This window comes from Microbacterium sufflavum, from assembly GCF_023101165.1.
In the GTDB taxonomy this organism is placed as follows: domain Bacteria; phylum Actinomycetota; class Actinomycetes; order Actinomycetales; family Microbacteriaceae; genus Microbacterium; species Microbacterium sufflavum.
Window position 1 is genome coordinate 2,810,740 of sequence record NZ_CP078076.1, and the last position, 15,494, is coordinate 2,826,233.

The following is a 15,494-nucleotide window of genomic DNA, read 5'->3' on the forward strand; positions in this document are numbered from 1 at the left end:
GAAAGCCCCCCGACGACGGGAATGTCGATATGTTCGCTGGAATGCAAGGCTGGCACCTGCTGATCGTGCTCGCCGTCATCCTCCTTCTCTTCGGCGCTGCCAAGCTGCCGGCGCTCGCGAAGAGCATGGGGCAGTCCGCCCGCGTGTTCAAGGGTGAGATGAAGGCGATGAAGGAAGAAGATGCGACGCGCGCCGAGTCCGCCGTCGCTGAGCCCACCTCGGTGAAGGACACGGGCGCCGAACCTGAGACTCCGCCTCGCGCCTGACCGGCCGTGGCAGCCATCGAACCGACCGTGAAGGCGAAGGCCGACCGGGATCGGCGGATGTCGCTCGGCGCGCATCTCGTCGAGCTGCGGAAGCGTCTCATGTACGCTGCCCTCGCGCTGGTGGTCGGCATGGTGATCGCGTTCATCGTCGCGGACCCGGTCATCCACTTCATCACGGAGCCCATCCGGATCATCACCGAGAAACGCGGCGACGATTTCAGCGCGCTGAACTTCGGCACGGTGACCGCGGCCTTCGACATGCGCATGCGCATCGCCTTCTCGATCGGGCTGTTCCTGTCCGCGCCCATCTGGCTGTGGCAGGTCTGGGCGTTCATCATGCCGGGGCTCACGCGCAAGGAGATCAAGTACACGGTCGGCTTCGTGCTCGCCGCGGTTCCGCTCTTCTTCGCCGGGTGCTACCTCGGCGTCATGATCATGCCGCACGTGATCGAACTCATGTGGAGCTTCACCCCCGAGGGCGGGACGAACTTCTACTACGCGCAGGAGTACTACGACTTCGTCTTCAAGCTGATGATCGTGATCGGGGTGTCGTTCGTGCTCCCGGTGTTCCTGGTCGCGCTGAACCTGGCCGGCGTCATGTCGGGTCGCGCCATCCTCAAGGGTTGGCGAGTCGCGGTCCTCATCGCGACGATCTTCGCCGCCCTCGCGACTCCCGCCGCCGACGTCGTGAGCATGCTGATGCTCGCCGGGATCCTCATCGTGCTGTTCTTCGCCGCCGCGGGACTCTCTCTGCTCTTCGATCGGCGCAAACGGAAGAGGGATGCGGCCGCCGGCATCGTCCCTGACGCCGTATGAGTTCTCCGTCCGACCGTTACGCGCAGGCGCAGGACGCGGCGAGCCATCCGCAGACCGTCGCCTTCGCCGCGCGCCAGCGATTCCAGCTCGATCCGTTCCAGGTGGCCGGGTGTCACGCCCTGGAGAACGGGCGCAGCGTGCTGGTCGCGGCGCCGACCGGGGCGGGCAAGACGATCGTCGGTGAGTTCGCGATCCACCTCGCGATGCAGAGCCCGACGGACAAGGCGTTCTACACGACGCCGATGAAGGCCCTGTCGAACCAGAAGTTCCGCGAGCTCGTCGACGTCTACGGCCCCGACGAGGTCGGGTTGCTCACCGGCGACACGAACATCAACGGCAACGCCCGCATCGTCGTGATGACGACCGAGGTGCTGCGGAACATGATCTACGCGGACTCCGCCGCGCTCCGCGACCTGCGCTACGTCGTGATGGATGAGGTGCACTACCTGGCCGACCGGTTCCGCGGAGCCGTGTGGGAGGAAGTGATCATCCACCTGCCCCCGCGCGTGCGTCTGGTCTCCCTCAGCGCGACGGTGTCGAATGCGGAGGAGTTCGGCGACTGGCTCGACACGGTCCGGGGCGACACGGAGGTGATCGTGTCCGAGGTGCGGCCGGTGCCCCTGGAGCAGCACGTGCTCGTGCGCGACGACCTGCTTCCGCTGTTCGACGACAGGGCGGGTCTCGCGACGGCCCAGGTCAACCAGGAGCTCATGCGGATCCGCTCCTTCACGGGCTCGACGTACGAGGCGAATCGGCAGGCGCAGTCGTATCGCAGCAACCGTCACGCTGGGCGGCAGGCGCAGCGCCCGCCTCGCGGCGGACGACGCCCGGTGCGCTCGGCCAACGCGCGTCGCATCGAGCGGATGGATCGCCCGGATGTGGTCGAGCTCCTGGAGCGGTCGAGTCTCCTGCCCGCCATCTTCTTCATCTTCAGCCGTGTCGGCTGCGATGCCGCCGTGCAGCAGGTCCGGCGCGCGGGCATCCGCCTCACCTCGAACGAGGAGCGGGCCGAGATCCGCGCCATCGTCGAGGAGCGCACGCGCACCCTGCAGGACGAAGATCTCGGTGTGCTCGGCTACTGGGAGTGGCTCGACAACCTCGAGCGCGGCGTGGCCGCCCATCACGCTGGTCTGCTTCCGGCGTTCAAGGAGGTCGTCGAGGAGCTGTTCCAGCGCAAGCTCGTGAAGGTCGTGTTCGCGACCGAGACGCTCGCTCTCGGCATCAACATGCCGGCCCGGACCGTCGTGCTGGAGAAGATGGAGAAGTTCAACGGCGAGGCGCGTGTCGCGATCACGTCCGGCGAGTACACGCAGCTCACCGGGCGGGCGGGTCGCCGGGGGATCGACGTGGAGGGCCACGCGGTCGTGCAGTGGACCGAGGGCATGGATCCGCAGGCCGTGGCCGCCCTCGCCTCCCGACGCACGTATCCGTTGAACTCCAGCTTCCGGCCGACCTACAACATGGCCGTCAACCTGATCGACATGTTCGGGAAGGGCAGGGCGCGGCAGATCCTGGAGTCGTCGTTCGCGCAGTTCCAGGCCGATCGCGCCGTCGTCGGCCTGGCGCGCCAGGTGCGTGAGGCGGAGGAGTCTCTTGCCGGTTATCGCTCCGCCATGGCCTGCGAACACGGCGACTTCCCCGAGTACGCCGCGATCCGCCGTGAGCTCAGCGACCTGGAGAAGAAGAACCGGCAGGACGCGAACGCGCCGCGCGCCGCACGGGACAAGCGGATGAAACGCATCCAGTCGTTGCGCACGCAGATGCAGCGACATCCCTGCCACCGCTGTCCGGATCGCGAGGCGCACGCGCGGTGGGCCGAACGCTACTGGAAGCTCAAGAGGCAGACCGATCGCACGCGCCGCCAGATCGAGAACCGCACCGGGACCGTCGCGCGGGTGTTCGATCGCGTGGTGGAGGTGCTGGAGACACTCGACTACCTCCGCCGAGACGACGACGAGACCCTGCTGACGGAGGCCGGCCGCACCATGCGGCGGATCTACGGGGAGCGTGACCTCCTGGTCGCCGAGTCGCTGCGTCAGGACCTCTGGAAGAGCCTGGACGCTCCGTCTCTCGCCGCCATGGCCTGCTGCCTCGTGTACGAGCCGCGGCGGGACGAGTCGAACACGGGGGAGCGAGGTCTGCCCCGGGGGCCGTTCCGCGCCGCGTACGACCGGACGACAGCCCTCTGGGCCGAGCTGGACGACCTCGAGCGGGATCACCAGCTGCCCGGCAGCGAGCCCCTGGCCGCCGGCCTTGCGGGGGCGATGCACACCTGGGCGCGTGGGGGTACGCTCGACCGCGTCCTGATCGACGCCGACATGGCCGCCGGAGACTTCGTCCGCTGGGCGAAGCAGACGATCGACCTGCTGGACCAGCTCTCGATCGTCGCCGAAGACCCCGCTCTCGCGCGCACCGCTCGGCTCGCCCTCGACGGCGTGCGGCGGGGCATCGTCGCCTACTCGTCGATGTGAGGGTGAGCGCCGTGACCGATCCGTCCGTTCCCGTCCGCCCGCGTGCCCTCCTGCCGCTGTGGGGCGCGGTGCTCGCTGCTGTCGGGGCGGCGGTGCTCATGGATCTCGCGTTCCCCGAGGCCGCGGTCTGGATCCTCGCGTTCCCGGCCACCGGGCTCCTGCTGCTGGCGTTGATCGGGCGACGGGCGGGCGGCGCCCTGCTCGTCGGCCTCGTGTACGGCGTCGTCTTCTTCGGTCTGCTGGTGTCCTGGACCTCCCGCTACCTCGGGCCTTTGCCCTGGGCGGCGCTCAGCGTTGTCGAGGGTGCGCTGACCGCGGTCGCGCTCGTCCCCATCGCCCTGGCCTACCGCTGGCTTCCGCGGGCATTCCCCGGCACGGCTGGCCGCCTGTTCGTCCTGCCGACGGTGGTCGCCGCACTGTGGGTCGGGCGGGAGCTCTTCCTGGGCTGGTGGCCCTACGGCGGATTCCCGTGGGCGCGCCTGGGCATGAGTCAGGCCGAGAGTCCGCTCGCTCCGGTCACCTCGTGGCTGGGGGTCAGCGGGCTGAGCTTCCTGATGGTGCTGCTGACGGCCATGGTGATCGAGCTGATCCGGACCGGGTCCTGGCGGCGTCCACTGCGGCTGGTCGTTCCCGCAGCAGTCGTGGTGGTGCTGGTGTTCACCCCGCTGTTCCCGACGGCAGCCACGGGGACGATGCGCATCGGAGCCGTGCAGGGGAACGGACCGACGGGCTACTTCGACTCGCGCGAACCGTTCTCCGTGATCCAGGCCCAGACCGAGGCGACTGCGCCCCTCTACGGCGAAGATCTCGATCTGCTCGTGTGGCCGGAGGGATCCCTCGACGCCGATCCCGCCGAGAGCTCGGCTCTCGCCCGCCGGATGACCTTGGTCGCCAATCGGGTGGATGCCCCGTTGCTCGCCAACGCGGCGACCGCGCGAGGCGACCGCTTCTACAACACGTCGATGCTGTGGACCCAGAGCGGTGAGGCGTCGCAGTCGCACGACAAGCGCCACCCCGTGCCGTTCGGTGAGTACGTTCCCGACCGCGCCTTCTTCAATGCGCTGGTCCCTGATCTGATCGGGCTCATCCAGCGCGAGTACACGCCGGGCACGAACGCTCCCATCGTCGAGGTCGACGGTGTGAAGGTGGGTCTCGCGATCTGCTTCGACGTGATCTACGACGACGTGATCCTCGAGGGCATCGGCGACGGCGCGCAGGTGCTGGTGTTCCAGACCAACAACGCGGACTTCCGCGGTACCGACGAGAACCTCCAGCAGCTCGCATTCGCGCGCATGCGGGCGATCGAGACGGGCCGGAGTGTGGTGAACATCTCCACGGTCGGCACGAGTCAGGTGATCCGCCACGATGGCCGGACCATCACCAGCCTGGACGCGGATGAGGCCGGAGCGATGCTCGAGGATGTCGAGCTGCGCTCCGGCCTCACGGCGGGTGTCGTCCTGGGCCCCTGGGTGCAGCAGGTGCTGCTGTGGGGCGGGGTGGGCGCGCTCGTGGTCGGGTGGTGGCGCGCCCGTCGGCGTTAGGCGCCGATCTTCTCCCTGGTGGGATCTTCTCCCGCGCCGCGGCGGGCACGGATGAAGGCGAGCCGCTCTTCGAGGAGCTCCTCGAGCTCGGCGCGGGTGCGGCGCTCCATCAGCATGTCCCAGTGCGTGCGGGCGGACTTCTCGTCGCTCGCCTCGATGGTGACGGACTGACCGTCGACCTGCAGGCGGGCCTCAGCACCGCAGGCGCGGCACTCCCAGGTCTGCGGGGGTTCGGCGTCGGCCGCGAACATCAGGGTGGTGTCGTGTCCGCACGTGTCACAGGTGTAGGTGGTCTCACGGCGCTCCATGAAAACGACGCCCTCTTCGCTCTGTAGGCTCTGGGCGCCGAGTCGGATGCCGCGCAGGCTGCGATCTGCCATTGTGTGGTCCTCTCGTCGCTGTCAGGTATAACGCTCGAGCCTGTGGGCTTCATCCACGTGACCGCGATCTCGGCGGTATTCACAGTGGAATCCCAGCGCCGGCGGGTAAAGAGCTCGCCCTACTCTGGAGCGAGGACCGAGACCGCGAGGTCGGCGCGGTCCGACACGATCCCGTCCACCCCCATCCGGTGGAGGCGACGCATCTCATCCGGGTCGTTGACCGTCCAGACGTGCACCTCGATCCCGGCCCGATGCGCCGCCCGCAGGAGCGCGGGGGTGAGGACGGTCAGGGCGCCACGACGCTCCGGTATCTGGAGCGCGTCGATGTCACGCAGGGCACGCGCGGGGGAGAGGCGGAGGGCCGACAGCGCGCGGGCCGAGGCGATCGTGCGGCGTCCGCCCGACGTGGCGGGGCGCTGCGCGGCCCCGGCGCGTCTCACTTCCTCGACCGTCGCTCGACGGCTCGCGTCGGAGAAGCTCGTGATCAGGACGCGCTCGGTGTGCGGGGCGAGGACGGGGCCGAGGAGTCCGGCCGCAGCCGGCGTCTTGACGTCGATGTTGAAGCGCACGTCGGGGAAGGACGAGAGCGCATCACCGACGGTGAGCAGCCCGCCGTGATCGGCGAAGAGTGCACGCAGCTCACGGGTGCGGACCTCGCTCACCGCGCGCGAGTCGTCAGCGAGGCGGCGCAGGTCGGGGTCGTGCACCAGGACGACGTCCCCGTCGGCGGTCACCTGGCAGTCGGTCTCGATGTACTCGACGCCGGCCGCGTGCGCGGCGGCGAAGGCCCCCGCCGTGTTCTCCCACACCCCGGATTCCTCGCCTGCGGCGGTCACCAGACCGCGATGCGCGAAGATCCGCGGGGAGCGGGCGTTCGAGAAGAACGGGTGCGTCACACGCGGGGTGCGGGGTCCGTGGGCCCCTGGCCCGACTTCGGGGTGAAGGCGCTGCCGATGCCCTTCAGTGCCTCCGTCAGTTCGCTGGGCACGATCCACAGCTTGTTGGACGGGCCCTCGCTGATCTTCGGCAGCATCTGGAGGTACTGATACGCAAGGAGCTTGTCGTCGGGAGCGCCCTGATGGATCGCGCTGAAGACGTTCTGGATCGCCTCCGCCTCGCCCTGGGCACGGAGCACGGCCGCCTGCTTGTCGCCCTCCGCCCGCAGGATCTCCGCCTGCCGCAGACCCTCCGCCTCGAGGATGGCGGACTGCTTGGTGCCCTCCGCCGTGAGGATGGCGGCACGACGGTCCCGCTCGGCGCGCATCTGCTTCTCCATGGAGTCCTGGATCGAGACGGGCGGGTCGATGGCCTTCAGCTCGACGCGACCGACGCGGATGCCCCACTTGCCGGTGGCCTCGTCCAGCACCACGCGGAGCTGCCCGTTGATGTTGTCGCGGCTGGTCAGTGCCTCTTCGAGGTTGAGACCGCCGACGACGTTGCGCAGCGTGGTCGTGGTGAGCTGCTCGACGGCGCCGAGGTAGTTGGCGATCTCGTATGTCGCCGCGCGCGCGTCCGTCACTTGGAAATAGACGACGGTGTCGATCGACACGACCAGGTTGTCCTCCGTGATCACCGGCTGGGGCGGGAAGGAGACGACCTGCTCGCGCATGTCGATCAGCGGGCGGAGGCGATCGATGAAGGGCACCAGGATGTTCAGCCCGGGGGAGAGGGTCTTGTGGTAGCGCCCGAGCCGCTCGACGACACCCGCGGTCGCCTGGGGGATGATGCGGATGGCCCTGGCGATGGTGACGATCACGAAGATGATGACCGCGATCACCAGGATCCAGATGATCACCGTGGGGATGAACGATGCGTCGTCCACGTGTTCTCCTAGTCGTTGAGGGGACGGACGATCGCCGTGGCGCCGTTGATGGCGGTGACGGCGATCGGAGCGCCCTGGGGGATGGGCACGGGGGAGGACGAGCGGGCCGTCCAGGTGTCGCCGTTGGCGAGCTTGGCTTGCCCGGACACCTGCGTGATGTCGCTCAGTGCGAAGCCGCGCAGATCGACCAGAGCATCCACGTTCGACCGGGCCGGGTCGGCGCCGCGATGCAGCCGCCGCAGCAGCGGAGGCCGGAGGAACAGGATGAAGAGGGCGGCAGCGATGCCGGCGATGATGATCTGGATCCACACCGGCACGCCGAGGAAGTCCGTGACGAGTCCGACCAGGCCGCCGAAGCTGAGCATGAGGAACGTGAAGTCCAGCGAGAGCATCTCGATCACGAGGAAGACGGCGATGAGGACCAGCCATCCGATCCACGCCCACTGGTCGATGAACACGACGAAAGTCGAGAAGTTGTCCATTCGGCCTCCTTTGTGGTCAACGTATCACGCGCTGCCCCGGCGATCGGGGTGCCCTCGCGACCGCTTGGTAATGTGAGAGAGCCGTGCGCTCACGGCGTTTCACGCATCATGAGGAGTCACCGTGACCGACGTTCTTCCCGCAGGATCCCTCGACGGCAAGGTCGCCCTCGTGACCGGCTCGTCCCGGGGGATCGGCGCCGACACCGTCCGCTACCTCGCCGAGGCGGGCGCCGACGTCGTGATCAACTTCCGCAACAAGGCTCCGCGCGCGGAGAAGCTCGCTGCAGAACTGCGCGAACTCGGTCGGAGGGTCCTCGTCGTCGGCGCGGATCTGACTGACACGGCGTCGGTGGACGCCATGTTCGACGCGGTGCGCGCGGAGTTCGGCCGCCTCGACGTGCTCGTGCTCAACGCCTCGGGCGGTATGGAGTCCGGGATGGCGGAGGACTACGCCCTCACGCTGAACCGCGACGCGCAGCTGAACGTGCTGAACGCGGCCACCCCGTTGCTCGACGACGGCGCCCGTGTCGTCTTCGTGACGAGCCACCAGGCCCACTTCATCCGCACCACCCCGACGATGCCGGAGTACGAGCCGGTCGCCCTCTCCAAGCGCGCCGGTGAGGATGCGCTGCGCGAGCTCATCCCCGGTCTCGCCGAGAAGGGCGTCGGTTTCACCGTGGTCTCCGGCGACATGATCGAGGGCACCATCACGGCCACGCTCCTGGAGCGTGCGAACCCCGGGGCCATTGCGGAGCGCCGCGAGTCGGCCGGGCGCCTGTACAACGTGTCCGAGTTCGCGGCCGAGGTCGCGAAGGCGGTCATCGATCCGGTCCCCGAGGACAACACGCGGCTCGTCGGCGACGTGAGCGCCTTCACCGCCTCCTGATCCTCGGATACGACTCCGCCCCGGCCCGCTTGTGCGGCACCGGGGCGGAGTCGTCTCGTGAGGTCAGACGGCGGGGGAGCCCTGCACGTCGGCGATCACGTTCTTCTCGTCCTTGCCCAGCGTGATGGCCCGGACGATCTGGACGATGCCGAGCACGATCAGCGAGATGCCGAGGAGCAGCCAGAACGCGAAGCCCGCGATGGCCGGCGAGAACAGCACGATGATTCCGGCGACGATGCTGAGGATCGCGTAGAGCACGGTCCAGACGCGGGACCCGTCGCTGCCGAGGAGCGAGAGGGCCACGACACCGTCGACGATCCAGCTCACGCCGATGAAGATGACCACGACCAGGGCGAGCGTCGCCGCCGCCACGTTGAGGTTGAAGAACGCGATGACTCCGGCCGCGATGTACAGCAGGCCGAGGACGATGTGGCCGACCCGTGCCCAGCCGCCCTTCGCCTGCGAGAAGATGCCGAGCCCGATGTAGACGATGCCGGCGACGACGAGGTACGACGCGAAGATCGCCGTGACGATGACGGCCGACTTGACCGGCCAGACGAGCAGGACGATACCTGCGAGCAGGGCGAGCACGCCGGACACGGCGAGGGCGATGCGGATGGAGGAGAAGAACGACTTCGTCTCGTTGATTGCTTCAGACATGGTTGGGGACCCTTTCTGAGAAGATCCTGTGAGGATGCCCCCAGGGTAGCGCTCGGCAGGCGTTCGCGGGGGAGGACCGCCGGAACGCGTCGCACTCCGACACCACGCGACACCCCACGTCATGGCAGGATCGTCTCGTGATGGCGGTGGATGATGCCCGGCTGCGTGAGCTCGTCCTGATGCGCAAGGTGCGGGATCGGATCGATCGCGAATACGCCAGACCGCTCGATGTCGAGGCGTTGGCCCGCGGCGTGCACATGTCGGCGGGGCACCTGAGTCGTCGGTTCCGTGAGACATACGGCGAGTCGCCGTACGCGTACCTCATGACGCGCCGGATCGAACGTGCGATGGCGCTGCTGCGTCGCGGAGATCTCAGCGTGACCGAGGTCTGCTTCGCGGTGGGCTGCTCATCGCTCGGAACGTTCAGCACGCGGTTCTCGGAGCTGGTCGGTGTCCCACCCAGCGTGTACCGTGAACGCGCCGCCACCGTCGAGGGGATCCCGTCGTTCCAGGCGAAGCAGGTCATCCGACCGATCAGGAATCGAGAAGCGCCGCGTCCCGACGCGGACCTAACGTGAGCATCATGAACATCAGCATCCACTACGCGTTCCTCCCGCACACCGACGCCGAGGCGGCGCTCGGGTTCTACCGCGACGCCCTCGGCTTCGAGGTGCGCAACGATGTCGGCTACGACGGGCTGCGTTGGCTGACCGTCGGCCCGACGGACCAACCGGAGACCTCCCTCGTGCTGCATCCGCCGGCGACGGACCCGGGCATCACCGACACCGAGCGGCAGACCATCCTCGAGCTGATCGCGAAAGGAAGCTACGGCGCGCTCACCCTCGCGAGCGATGACCTCGACGCCGTGTTCGAGCGTCTCGTGGAGGCGGGGGCCGATGTCGTGCAGGAGCCGATGGATCAGCCGTACGGCGTGCGCGACTGCGCGTTCCGCGACCCGGCGGGCAACCTCCTCCGTATCAACCAGGCCGGCTGACGCCACCGGCGACGCCGCCCCGAACAGAAGGACACCGATGACCGCTGCACCGCACCCCGCGGACACCCACGACCTGATCCGCGTGCAGGGTGCGCGCGAGAACAACCTGAAGGACGTCAGCGCCGACATCCCGAAGCGACGGCTCACGGTGTTCACCGGTGTGTCCGGCTCGGGCAAGAGCTCGCTGGTCTTCGACACGATCGCCGCGGAGTCCCGCCGCATGATCGACGAGACGTACAGCGCGTTCGTGCAGGGATTCATGCCGTCGGTGCCGCGCCCCGACGTCGATGTCCTGGAGGGTCTGACCACCGCGATCATCGTGGACCAGGAGCGGCTGGGCGCCAACCCGCGCTCGACCGTCGGGACCGTGACCGACGCGAACGCTATGTTGCGCATCCTGTTCAGCAAGCTCGGGCAGCCGTACATCGGGGGACCGACCGCGTTCTCGTTCAACATCCCGACGCAGAAAGCCAGCGGCGTCATGACCGGGCCGGGCGGCGAGAAGAAGATCGTGAAGGACGCGATCTACCTCGGCGGCATGTGCCCGCGCTGCGAGGGCAGGGGAGCGGTGTCGGACCTCGACCTGTCGCAGATCGTCGACGAGTCCCGGTCGCTCGACGAGGGCGCCATCATGGTGCCCGGGTACACGGCAGACGGCTGGATGGTGAAAGGCTTCTCGCAGTCCGGCTTCTACCCCGCGGACAAGCCCATCGCGGAGTTCACCGAGAAGCAGCGGCACCTCTTCCTCTACGGCGAGGTCACCAAGGTGAAGATCTCGGGCATCAACATGACCTACGAGGGCCTGATCCCCAAGATCACGAAGTCGATGCTCTCCAAAGACCTCGACGCGCTGCAGCCGCACGTCCGTGCGTTCGTGGAGCGCGTCGCCACGTTCGCGGTATGCCCGGAGTGCGACGGGACCCGCCTCACCGAGGGCGCGCGGTCGTCGAAGATCGAGGGGATCAGCATCGCCGACGCGTGCCGCATGCAGGTGACCGATCTCGCCGCCTGGGTGCGGGGCCTGACGCTTCCCGGTGCCGCGCCTCTGCTGGAGGCCCTCAGCGCGAACCTCGACGCGTTCGTCACGCTGGGCCTCGGCTACCTCAGCCTGGAACGCCCGTCCGGCACGCTGTCGGGGGGTGAGGCGCAGCGCATCAAGATGCTGAGGCACCTCGGGTCCGCGCTCACCGACGTCACGTACGTGTTCGACGAGCCGACGATCGGCCTGCATCCGCACGACATCCAGCGCATGAACAGGCTGCTGCTGCAACTCCGGGACAAGGGGAACACGGTCCTGGTCGTGGAGCACAAGCCCGAGACGATCGCGATCGCCGATCACGTGGTCGACCTCGGTCCAGGAGCGGGGAGCGCGGGCGGCGAGATCTGCTTCGAAGGCACGGTCGACGGATTGAAGGCCAGCGGCACCCGCACGGGAGAGCACCTGGACGACCGCGCGAAGCTCAAGCCCGCCGTGCGCACGGGCGCGGGGCGCATCGAAGTCCGCGGCGCCTCGACCAACAATCTGCAGAACGTCGATGTCGACATCCCGACGGGCGTGCTGACGGTCGTCACGGGTGTGGCCGGATCCGGCAAGAGCTCCCTCATCCACGGCTCGGTGTCCGGTCGCGAGGGCGTCGTGGCGATCGATCAGTCCGCGATCAAGGGGTCGCGACGCAGCAACCCCGCAACCTACACCGGTCTGCTGGAGCCCATCCGCAAGGCCTTCGCGAAAGCCAACGGCGTGAAGCCCGCTCTGTTCAGCGCGAACTCCGAGGGCGCGTGCCCCACGTGCAAGGGCGCCGGCGTCATCATCACGGAGCTCGGGTTCATGGACACGATCGAGACACCGTGCGAGGACTGCGGCGGTAAGCGCTTCCAGGCGGCGGTGCTCGAGTACACCCTCGGCGGCAAGGACATCACCGAGGTGCTCGATCTGCCCGTCGCGGAGGCCCGGGCCTTCTTCAGTGAGGGCGAGGCGAAGCTTCCCGCGGCCGCCGCGATCCTGGGCCGCCTCGAAGACGTCGGTCTGGGCTACCTGTCGCTGGGCCAGCCGCTGTCGACGCTGTCGGGCGGAGAACGTCAGCGCATCAAGCTGGCGATCCAGATGGGGGAGAAGGGCGACATCTACGTGCTCGACGAGCCCACGACGGGGCTGCACCTCGCGGACGTCGACACGCTCCTGGGGCTGCTCGACCGCCTCGTGGACGCGGGCAAGACCGTGATCGTCATCGAGCACCATCAGGCGGTCATGGCGCACGCCGACTGGATCGTCGATGTCGGACCCGGCGCCGGGCACGACGGCGGCCGAATCGTGTTCGAAGGGACGCCCGAAGATTTGGTATCCCAAAAATCGACGCTCACGGGGGAGCACCTGGCGGAGTACGTGAGCGGACGCTGATCACGCAGACGTGATCCCACGGGACCGCGTCGTGCGTGCGACGACGCGGTCCCGTTCGGCGGAGCGTTCACGTCGACGCGGATCGGCGAGAGAGGCGTCCAGCGCCGCACCGTTCGGGAATCGATACAACTGGACCTCGTGGGGCGCGTCGTCACCGGATGTGGAGATCGCACGCTGCAGGAGAACGCCGCCGTGGTCTGGAAGGAACGCCAGTACCACGTCTTCATAGCGGCTCAGCTCCGCGGCCAGCCCGGGACGCGCCCCAGAGCAGGCAACACAACTCGATCGGGCGTTCGTGTGCAGCCTTCATGGGTTCGATCATGACAGCGTGTGGGCGACGTGGCTCGGCGGTGCCCCTCGTGCATTAACCGATAATGCACATTATGTCAGGTCAGACAAGAAGCGGGTGGGGCCGTCGACCCTGCCGCCTCTCCCTGCCGCCCTTCCCCGCCACCGCTGCACGAGCGCCCAGGCGGTGCGTCTCGCAGTACCGTCGGTCGACCGGTAGGGATTCGCGCTGTCTTGACGCGGCCGCTCAGCTCCAGAGGGCTTCGACGACCACGGGTACGGCATCGGAGACGTCGTAGGAACGAACCCACCGCGGTCGCACGATGACGAGCGAGAATCCAGGATCGGTCACGCGCGATCCCGGAGCGTGCCGCACGAACACCGGCTCCAGCTCCTTCGCCCGCGCGGCCGAAGCCACCTCGGCGCTCCCCTCGAGCTGCAGGGTCACCGCTCCCTCTGTGCCCACCACGAGCGCCATCGCCCCGTTGCCCACGAGGTTCGCGACCTTGCGGGACTCGGAGCGGCTCGTGAACAGGATCGTCCCATCGTCGAGAGCCACCATTCCAACGAGCGCGGCCTCCGGCTCGCCGCCCGCTGACACGGTCGCCGCGACGCCGCGCCCGTGCTCACGGATGAACATGACCACCGAAACTCTGTCGTGGGGATCGATGGCCATGCTCACGAGACTAGCGCCGTCGCCCCGGACTCACGCGGCCGACCAGACTCCCAGCTCGTTGCCCGACGGGTCCGCGAAGTGCAGTCGCCGTCCGCCCGGGAAGTCGTACGGCTCCTGCAGGATGCGCCCGCCGGCGGGTTCGATCGCGTCGCGCGTGGCATCGAGGTCGTCGGAGTAGAGCAGCACGAGGGGGCCTCCGACGGGCCGCGGCTCCTCGGCGAGGAGCAGTCCCCCGACCTCGCTGCCGTCTCCCCTGCCCGAAGCGATCCCGGCGTACGTGGGGCCGTAGTCGACGAACTCCCACCCGAACGCCGACGCATAGAACTGCTTCGCTGCGGCGAGGTCGGTGACGACGAGCTCGACATAGTCGATGGTGTGGTGCTGCGAGGTTCCTGTCATGCGGCGCACGCTACCGGCGGGCACCGACATCGCGCTCGTCCGGCGCGTCGGCGGGCAGGAGTAGCGTGGAACGGTGCCGCCCCTCTCCCCCGCATCCGCCTCTCCGGGGTGGCGCGCGTGGACCATCTGGTCGGTCGGTGTCGCCGCCTACGTGCTCGCGATCACCAACCGCACCTCGCTGGGGGCCGTGGGTGTCGAGGCGGCGGATCGCTTCCAGGCCGACGCATCCACCCTCGCGCTGTTCGCCGTCGTCCAGCTGGCGGTCTATGGCGGGATGCAGATCCCGATCGGCGTGCTCCTCGACCGCTACGGGTCGCGGCCCATCATCACGATCGGGATGCTGCTCATGGCGGCCGGGCAGCTCACCATGGCGCTGTCCCCCAGCGTCGGCATCGCCATCGTCGCGCGTGTGCTCCTGGGCGCGGGCGACGCCGCGGTATTCCCCGCCGTGCTGCGCCTCGTGGCGACCTGGTTCCCCGCGCAACGCGGACCGCTCATGGTGCAGTTCACCGGGATCATCGGTCAGGCGGGGCAGCTCATCGCCCTGGTACCCGTCGCTGCACTGTTGCACGCGACCAGCTGGAGCATCACGTTCGGCAGCATCGCCGGGCTCGGACTGCTGTTCACGGTGCTGGTCTGGCTCGTCATCCGCAACCATCCGCCGGAGCGGGGCGCGGACGTGACGGTGAACACGGACACCGGCGTCGTCCGCGTCGTCACGTCCGCCATCGACACCGGCGTCGGAATCCGGGCGGCGTGGGCGCACCCGGGAACCCGCCTCGCGTTCTGGTCCCACTTCACCACACCGTTCGCCGGCACGGCCTTCGTCCTCCTCTGGGGCATGCCGTTCCTCACCGTCGGCGAAGGGCTTCGGCCCGCGGCTGCCGCTGGGATCATCTCGATCTACGTGGTCGCCGGAATGGTCCTGGGGCCGGTGATCGGCGATCTGTCGCGGCGCCTTCCGAACCACCGTTCCCTCGCCCTCGTGCTCCCGGCTGTCGGGGTGCAGGCGGCGGCATGGATCGCGGTGATCGCCCTCCCCGGGCCGGCTCCGGCGTGGCTGCTCACCGTGCTCGCCGTCGCCCTGGCCACCGGGGGCCCGGCATCGATGATCGCGTTCGACCACGCCCGCACCCACAACCCGAGCCACCGGCTGAGCACCGCCACCGGCGTCACCAACGCGGGGGGCTTCATCGCCGCACTCCTCGCGATCTTCCTGATCGGGCTGCTCCTCGACGTGCAGGGCGCAGGCACGCCCGAGACCTACTCCCTCGACGCATTCCGGCTGGCGTTCCTCGCGCCCCTCCCCCTCTGGGCGCTGGGTGTGACCTTCATCCTGGTCGAACGCAAGCGCACACGCATCCGCATGGGTCTGGATCCCGAGCGACGCCGACGCTCGCCCCTAGGATGAGCGC

General features: G+C 68.5%; 16 protein-coding genes. 9 read left to right on the forward strand and 7 right to left on the reverse strand.

Going from position 1 to position 15,494, the window contains the following annotated elements:
* Window positions 1-29 precede the first annotated feature (29 nt).
* The 4 genes from tatA (at window position 30) to lnt (ending at window position 5,094) form a co-directional block, all read left to right on the forward strand.
* The gene (gene tatA / locus KV394_RS13640; RefSeq protein ID WP_136032358.1) at window positions 30-266 is read left to right on the forward strand and encodes a Sec-independent protein translocase subunit TatA; all 237 of its coding nucleotides are present in this window, start codon (window positions 30-32) and stop codon (window positions 264-266) included.
* A gap of 57 nt (window positions 267-323) precedes the next feature.
* The gene (gene tatC, locus KV394_RS13645; RefSeq protein WP_136032443.1) at window positions 324-1,082 is read left to right on the forward strand and encodes a twin-arginine translocase subunit TatC; all 759 of its coding nucleotides are present in this window, start codon (window positions 324-326) and stop codon (window positions 1,080-1,082) included.
* Window positions 1,079-3,553 (forward strand): DEAD/DEAH box helicase, encoded by a 2,475-nt coding sequence (locus tag KV394_RS13650; protein ID WP_247981668.1) that lies wholly within the window; start codon window positions 1,079-1,081, stop codon window positions 3,551-3,553. The genes tatC and KV394_RS13650 overlap by 4 nt, the downstream gene beginning before the upstream one ends.
* Window positions 3,554-3,651: 98 nt before the next feature.
* Window positions 3,652-5,094: an apolipoprotein N-acyltransferase gene (gene lnt / locus KV394_RS13655; RefSeq protein ID WP_407665469.1), complete on the forward strand. Its 1,443-nt coding sequence runs from the start codon at window positions 3,652-3,654 to the stop codon at window positions 5,092-5,094.
* Here the strand turns inward: lnt and KV394_RS13660 are convergent.
* The 4 genes from KV394_RS13660 to KV394_RS13675 all read right to left on the reverse strand — a co-directional run bounded on the left by KV394_RS13660 (window position 5,091) and on the right by KV394_RS13675 (window position 7,778).
* Window positions 5,091-5,474, reverse strand: a complete 384-nt coding sequence (locus KV394_RS13660) for an RNA polymerase-binding protein RbpA (protein WP_136032364.1) — start codon at window positions 5,472-5,474, stop codon at window positions 5,091-5,093. The genes lnt and KV394_RS13660 overlap by 4 nt on opposite strands.
* Before the next feature lie 119 nt (window positions 5,475-5,593).
* On the reverse strand, window positions 5,594-6,370 hold the full coding sequence (locus KV394_RS13665) for a glycerophosphodiester phosphodiesterase family protein (RefSeq protein WP_247981670.1): 777 nt from the start codon (window positions 6,368-6,370) through the stop codon (window positions 5,594-5,596).
* Window positions 6,367-7,296 carry an SPFH domain-containing protein gene (locus tag KV394_RS13670; RefSeq protein ID WP_247981671.1) on the reverse strand — a complete coding sequence of 310 codons (930 nt, stop codon included), beginning with the start codon at window positions 7,294-7,296 and terminating at the stop codon, window positions 6,367-6,369. Before KV394_RS13670 ends, KV394_RS13665 begins: the two co-directional genes overlap by 4 nt.
* A gap of 8 nt (window positions 7,297-7,304) precedes the next feature.
* Window positions 7,305-7,778 (reverse strand): NfeD family protein, encoded by a 474-nt coding sequence (locus KV394_RS13675; RefSeq protein ID WP_136032370.1) that lies wholly within the window; start codon window positions 7,776-7,778, stop codon window positions 7,305-7,307.
* 121 nt (window positions 7,779-7,899) lie between these two features.
* Here KV394_RS13675 and KV394_RS13680 point away from each other — a divergent pair, with 121 nt between their 5' ends.
* Window positions 7,900-8,664: an SDR family oxidoreductase gene (locus KV394_RS13680; RefSeq protein ID WP_136032372.1), complete on the forward strand. Its 765-nt coding sequence runs from the start codon at window positions 7,900-7,902 to the stop codon at window positions 8,662-8,664.
* A 63-nt stretch (window positions 8,665-8,727) separates the two neighbouring features.
* Here the strand turns inward: KV394_RS13680 and KV394_RS13685 are convergent, their stop codons facing one another.
* Window positions 8,728-9,324, reverse strand: coding sequence for an HdeD family acid-resistance protein (locus tag KV394_RS13685; RefSeq protein ID WP_136032374.1), 597 nt, complete (start codon window positions 9,322-9,324; stop codon window positions 8,728-8,730).
* A gap of 140 nt (window positions 9,325-9,464) precedes the next feature.
* Between KV394_RS13685 and KV394_RS13690 the strand changes: the two genes are divergently transcribed.
* Genes KV394_RS13690 through KV394_RS13700 form a run of 3 tightly spaced genes read left to right on the forward strand, consistent with a single transcriptional unit; the run spans window position 9,465 to window position 12,716 of the window.
* A complete protein-coding gene (locus KV394_RS13690; protein WP_136032445.1) occupies window positions 9,465-9,902 on the forward strand; it encodes a helix-turn-helix transcriptional regulator in 438 nt (145 codons plus the stop codon).
* A 5-nt stretch (window positions 9,903-9,907) separates the two neighbouring features.
* Window positions 9,908-10,318: a VOC family protein gene (locus tag KV394_RS13695; RefSeq protein WP_136032376.1), complete on the forward strand. Its 411-nt coding sequence runs from the start codon at window positions 9,908-9,910 to the stop codon at window positions 10,316-10,318.
* A 37-nt stretch (window positions 10,319-10,355) separates the two neighbouring features.
* Window positions 10,356-12,716 carry an ATP-binding cassette domain-containing protein gene (locus KV394_RS13700; protein ID WP_247981672.1) on the forward strand — a complete coding sequence of 787 codons (2,361 nt, stop codon included), beginning with the start codon at window positions 10,356-10,358 and terminating at the stop codon, window positions 12,714-12,716.
* A gap of 535 nt (window positions 12,717-13,251) precedes the next feature.
* Here KV394_RS13700 and KV394_RS13705 read toward each other — a convergent pair.
* On the reverse strand, window positions 13,252-13,680 hold the full coding sequence (locus KV394_RS13705; RefSeq protein ID WP_247981673.1) for a pyridoxamine 5'-phosphate oxidase family protein: 429 nt from the start codon (window positions 13,678-13,680) through the stop codon (window positions 13,252-13,254).
* A gap of 30 nt (window positions 13,681-13,710) precedes the next feature.
* On the reverse strand, window positions 13,711-14,079 hold the full coding sequence (locus tag KV394_RS13710) for a VOC family protein (protein ID WP_136037347.1): 369 nt from the start codon (window positions 14,077-14,079) through the stop codon (window positions 13,711-13,713).
* A gap of 73 nt (window positions 14,080-14,152) precedes the next feature.
* Between KV394_RS13710 and KV394_RS13715 the strand changes: the two genes are divergently transcribed.
* On the forward strand, window positions 14,153-15,490 hold the full coding sequence (locus KV394_RS13715; protein ID WP_136045225.1) for an MFS transporter: 1,338 nt from the start codon (window positions 14,153-14,155) through the stop codon (window positions 15,488-15,490).
* Window positions 15,491-15,494: the final 4 nt, after the last annotated feature.

What these genes read in the sequence shown, in the direction of transcription:
- KV394_RS13710 (WP_136037347.1), bottom strand. Translation starts at nt 14,079, where the DNA reads ATGACAGGAACCTCGCAGCACCACACCATCGACTATGTCGAGCTCGTC.
- lnt (WP_407665469.1), top strand. Translation starts at nt 3,652, where the DNA reads ATGGATCTCGCGTTCCCCGAGGCCGCGGTCTGGATCCTCGCGTTCCCG.
- KV394_RS13685 (WP_136032374.1), bottom strand. Translation starts at nt 9,324, where the DNA reads ATGTCTGAAGCAATCAACGAGACGAAGTCGTTCTTCTCCTCCATCCGC.
- KV394_RS13690 (WP_136032445.1), top strand. Translation starts at nt 9,465, where the DNA reads ATGGCGGTGGATGATGCCCGGCTGCGTGAGCTCGTCCTGATGCGCAAG.
- KV394_RS13660 (WP_136032364.1), bottom strand. Translation starts at nt 5,474, where the DNA reads ATGGCAGATCGCAGCCTGCGCGGCATCCGACTCGGCGCCCAGAGCCTA.
- KV394_RS13675 (WP_136032370.1), bottom strand. Translation starts at nt 7,778, where the DNA reads ATGGACAACTTCTCGACTTTCGTCGTGTTCATCGACCAGTGGGCGTGG.
- KV394_RS13700 (WP_247981672.1), top strand. Translation starts at nt 10,356, where the DNA reads ATGACCGCTGCACCGCACCCCGCGGACACCCACGACCTGATCCGCGTG.
- tatA (WP_136032358.1), top strand. Translation starts at nt 30, where the DNA reads ATGTTCGCTGGAATGCAAGGCTGGCACCTGCTGATCGTGCTCGCCGTC.
- tatC (WP_136032443.1), top strand. Translation starts at nt 324, where the DNA reads ATGTCGCTCGGCGCGCATCTCGTCGAGCTGCGGAAGCGTCTCATGTAC.
- KV394_RS13695 (WP_136032376.1), top strand. Translation starts at nt 9,908, where the DNA reads ATGAACATCAGCATCCACTACGCGTTCCTCCCGCACACCGACGCCGAG.
- KV394_RS13705 (WP_247981673.1), bottom strand. Translation starts at nt 13,680, where the DNA reads ATGGCCATCGATCCCCACGACAGAGTTTCGGTGGTCATGTTCATCCGT.
- KV394_RS13650 (WP_247981668.1), top strand. Translation starts at nt 1,079, where the DNA reads ATGAGTTCTCCGTCCGACCGTTACGCGCAGGCGCAGGACGCGGCGAGC.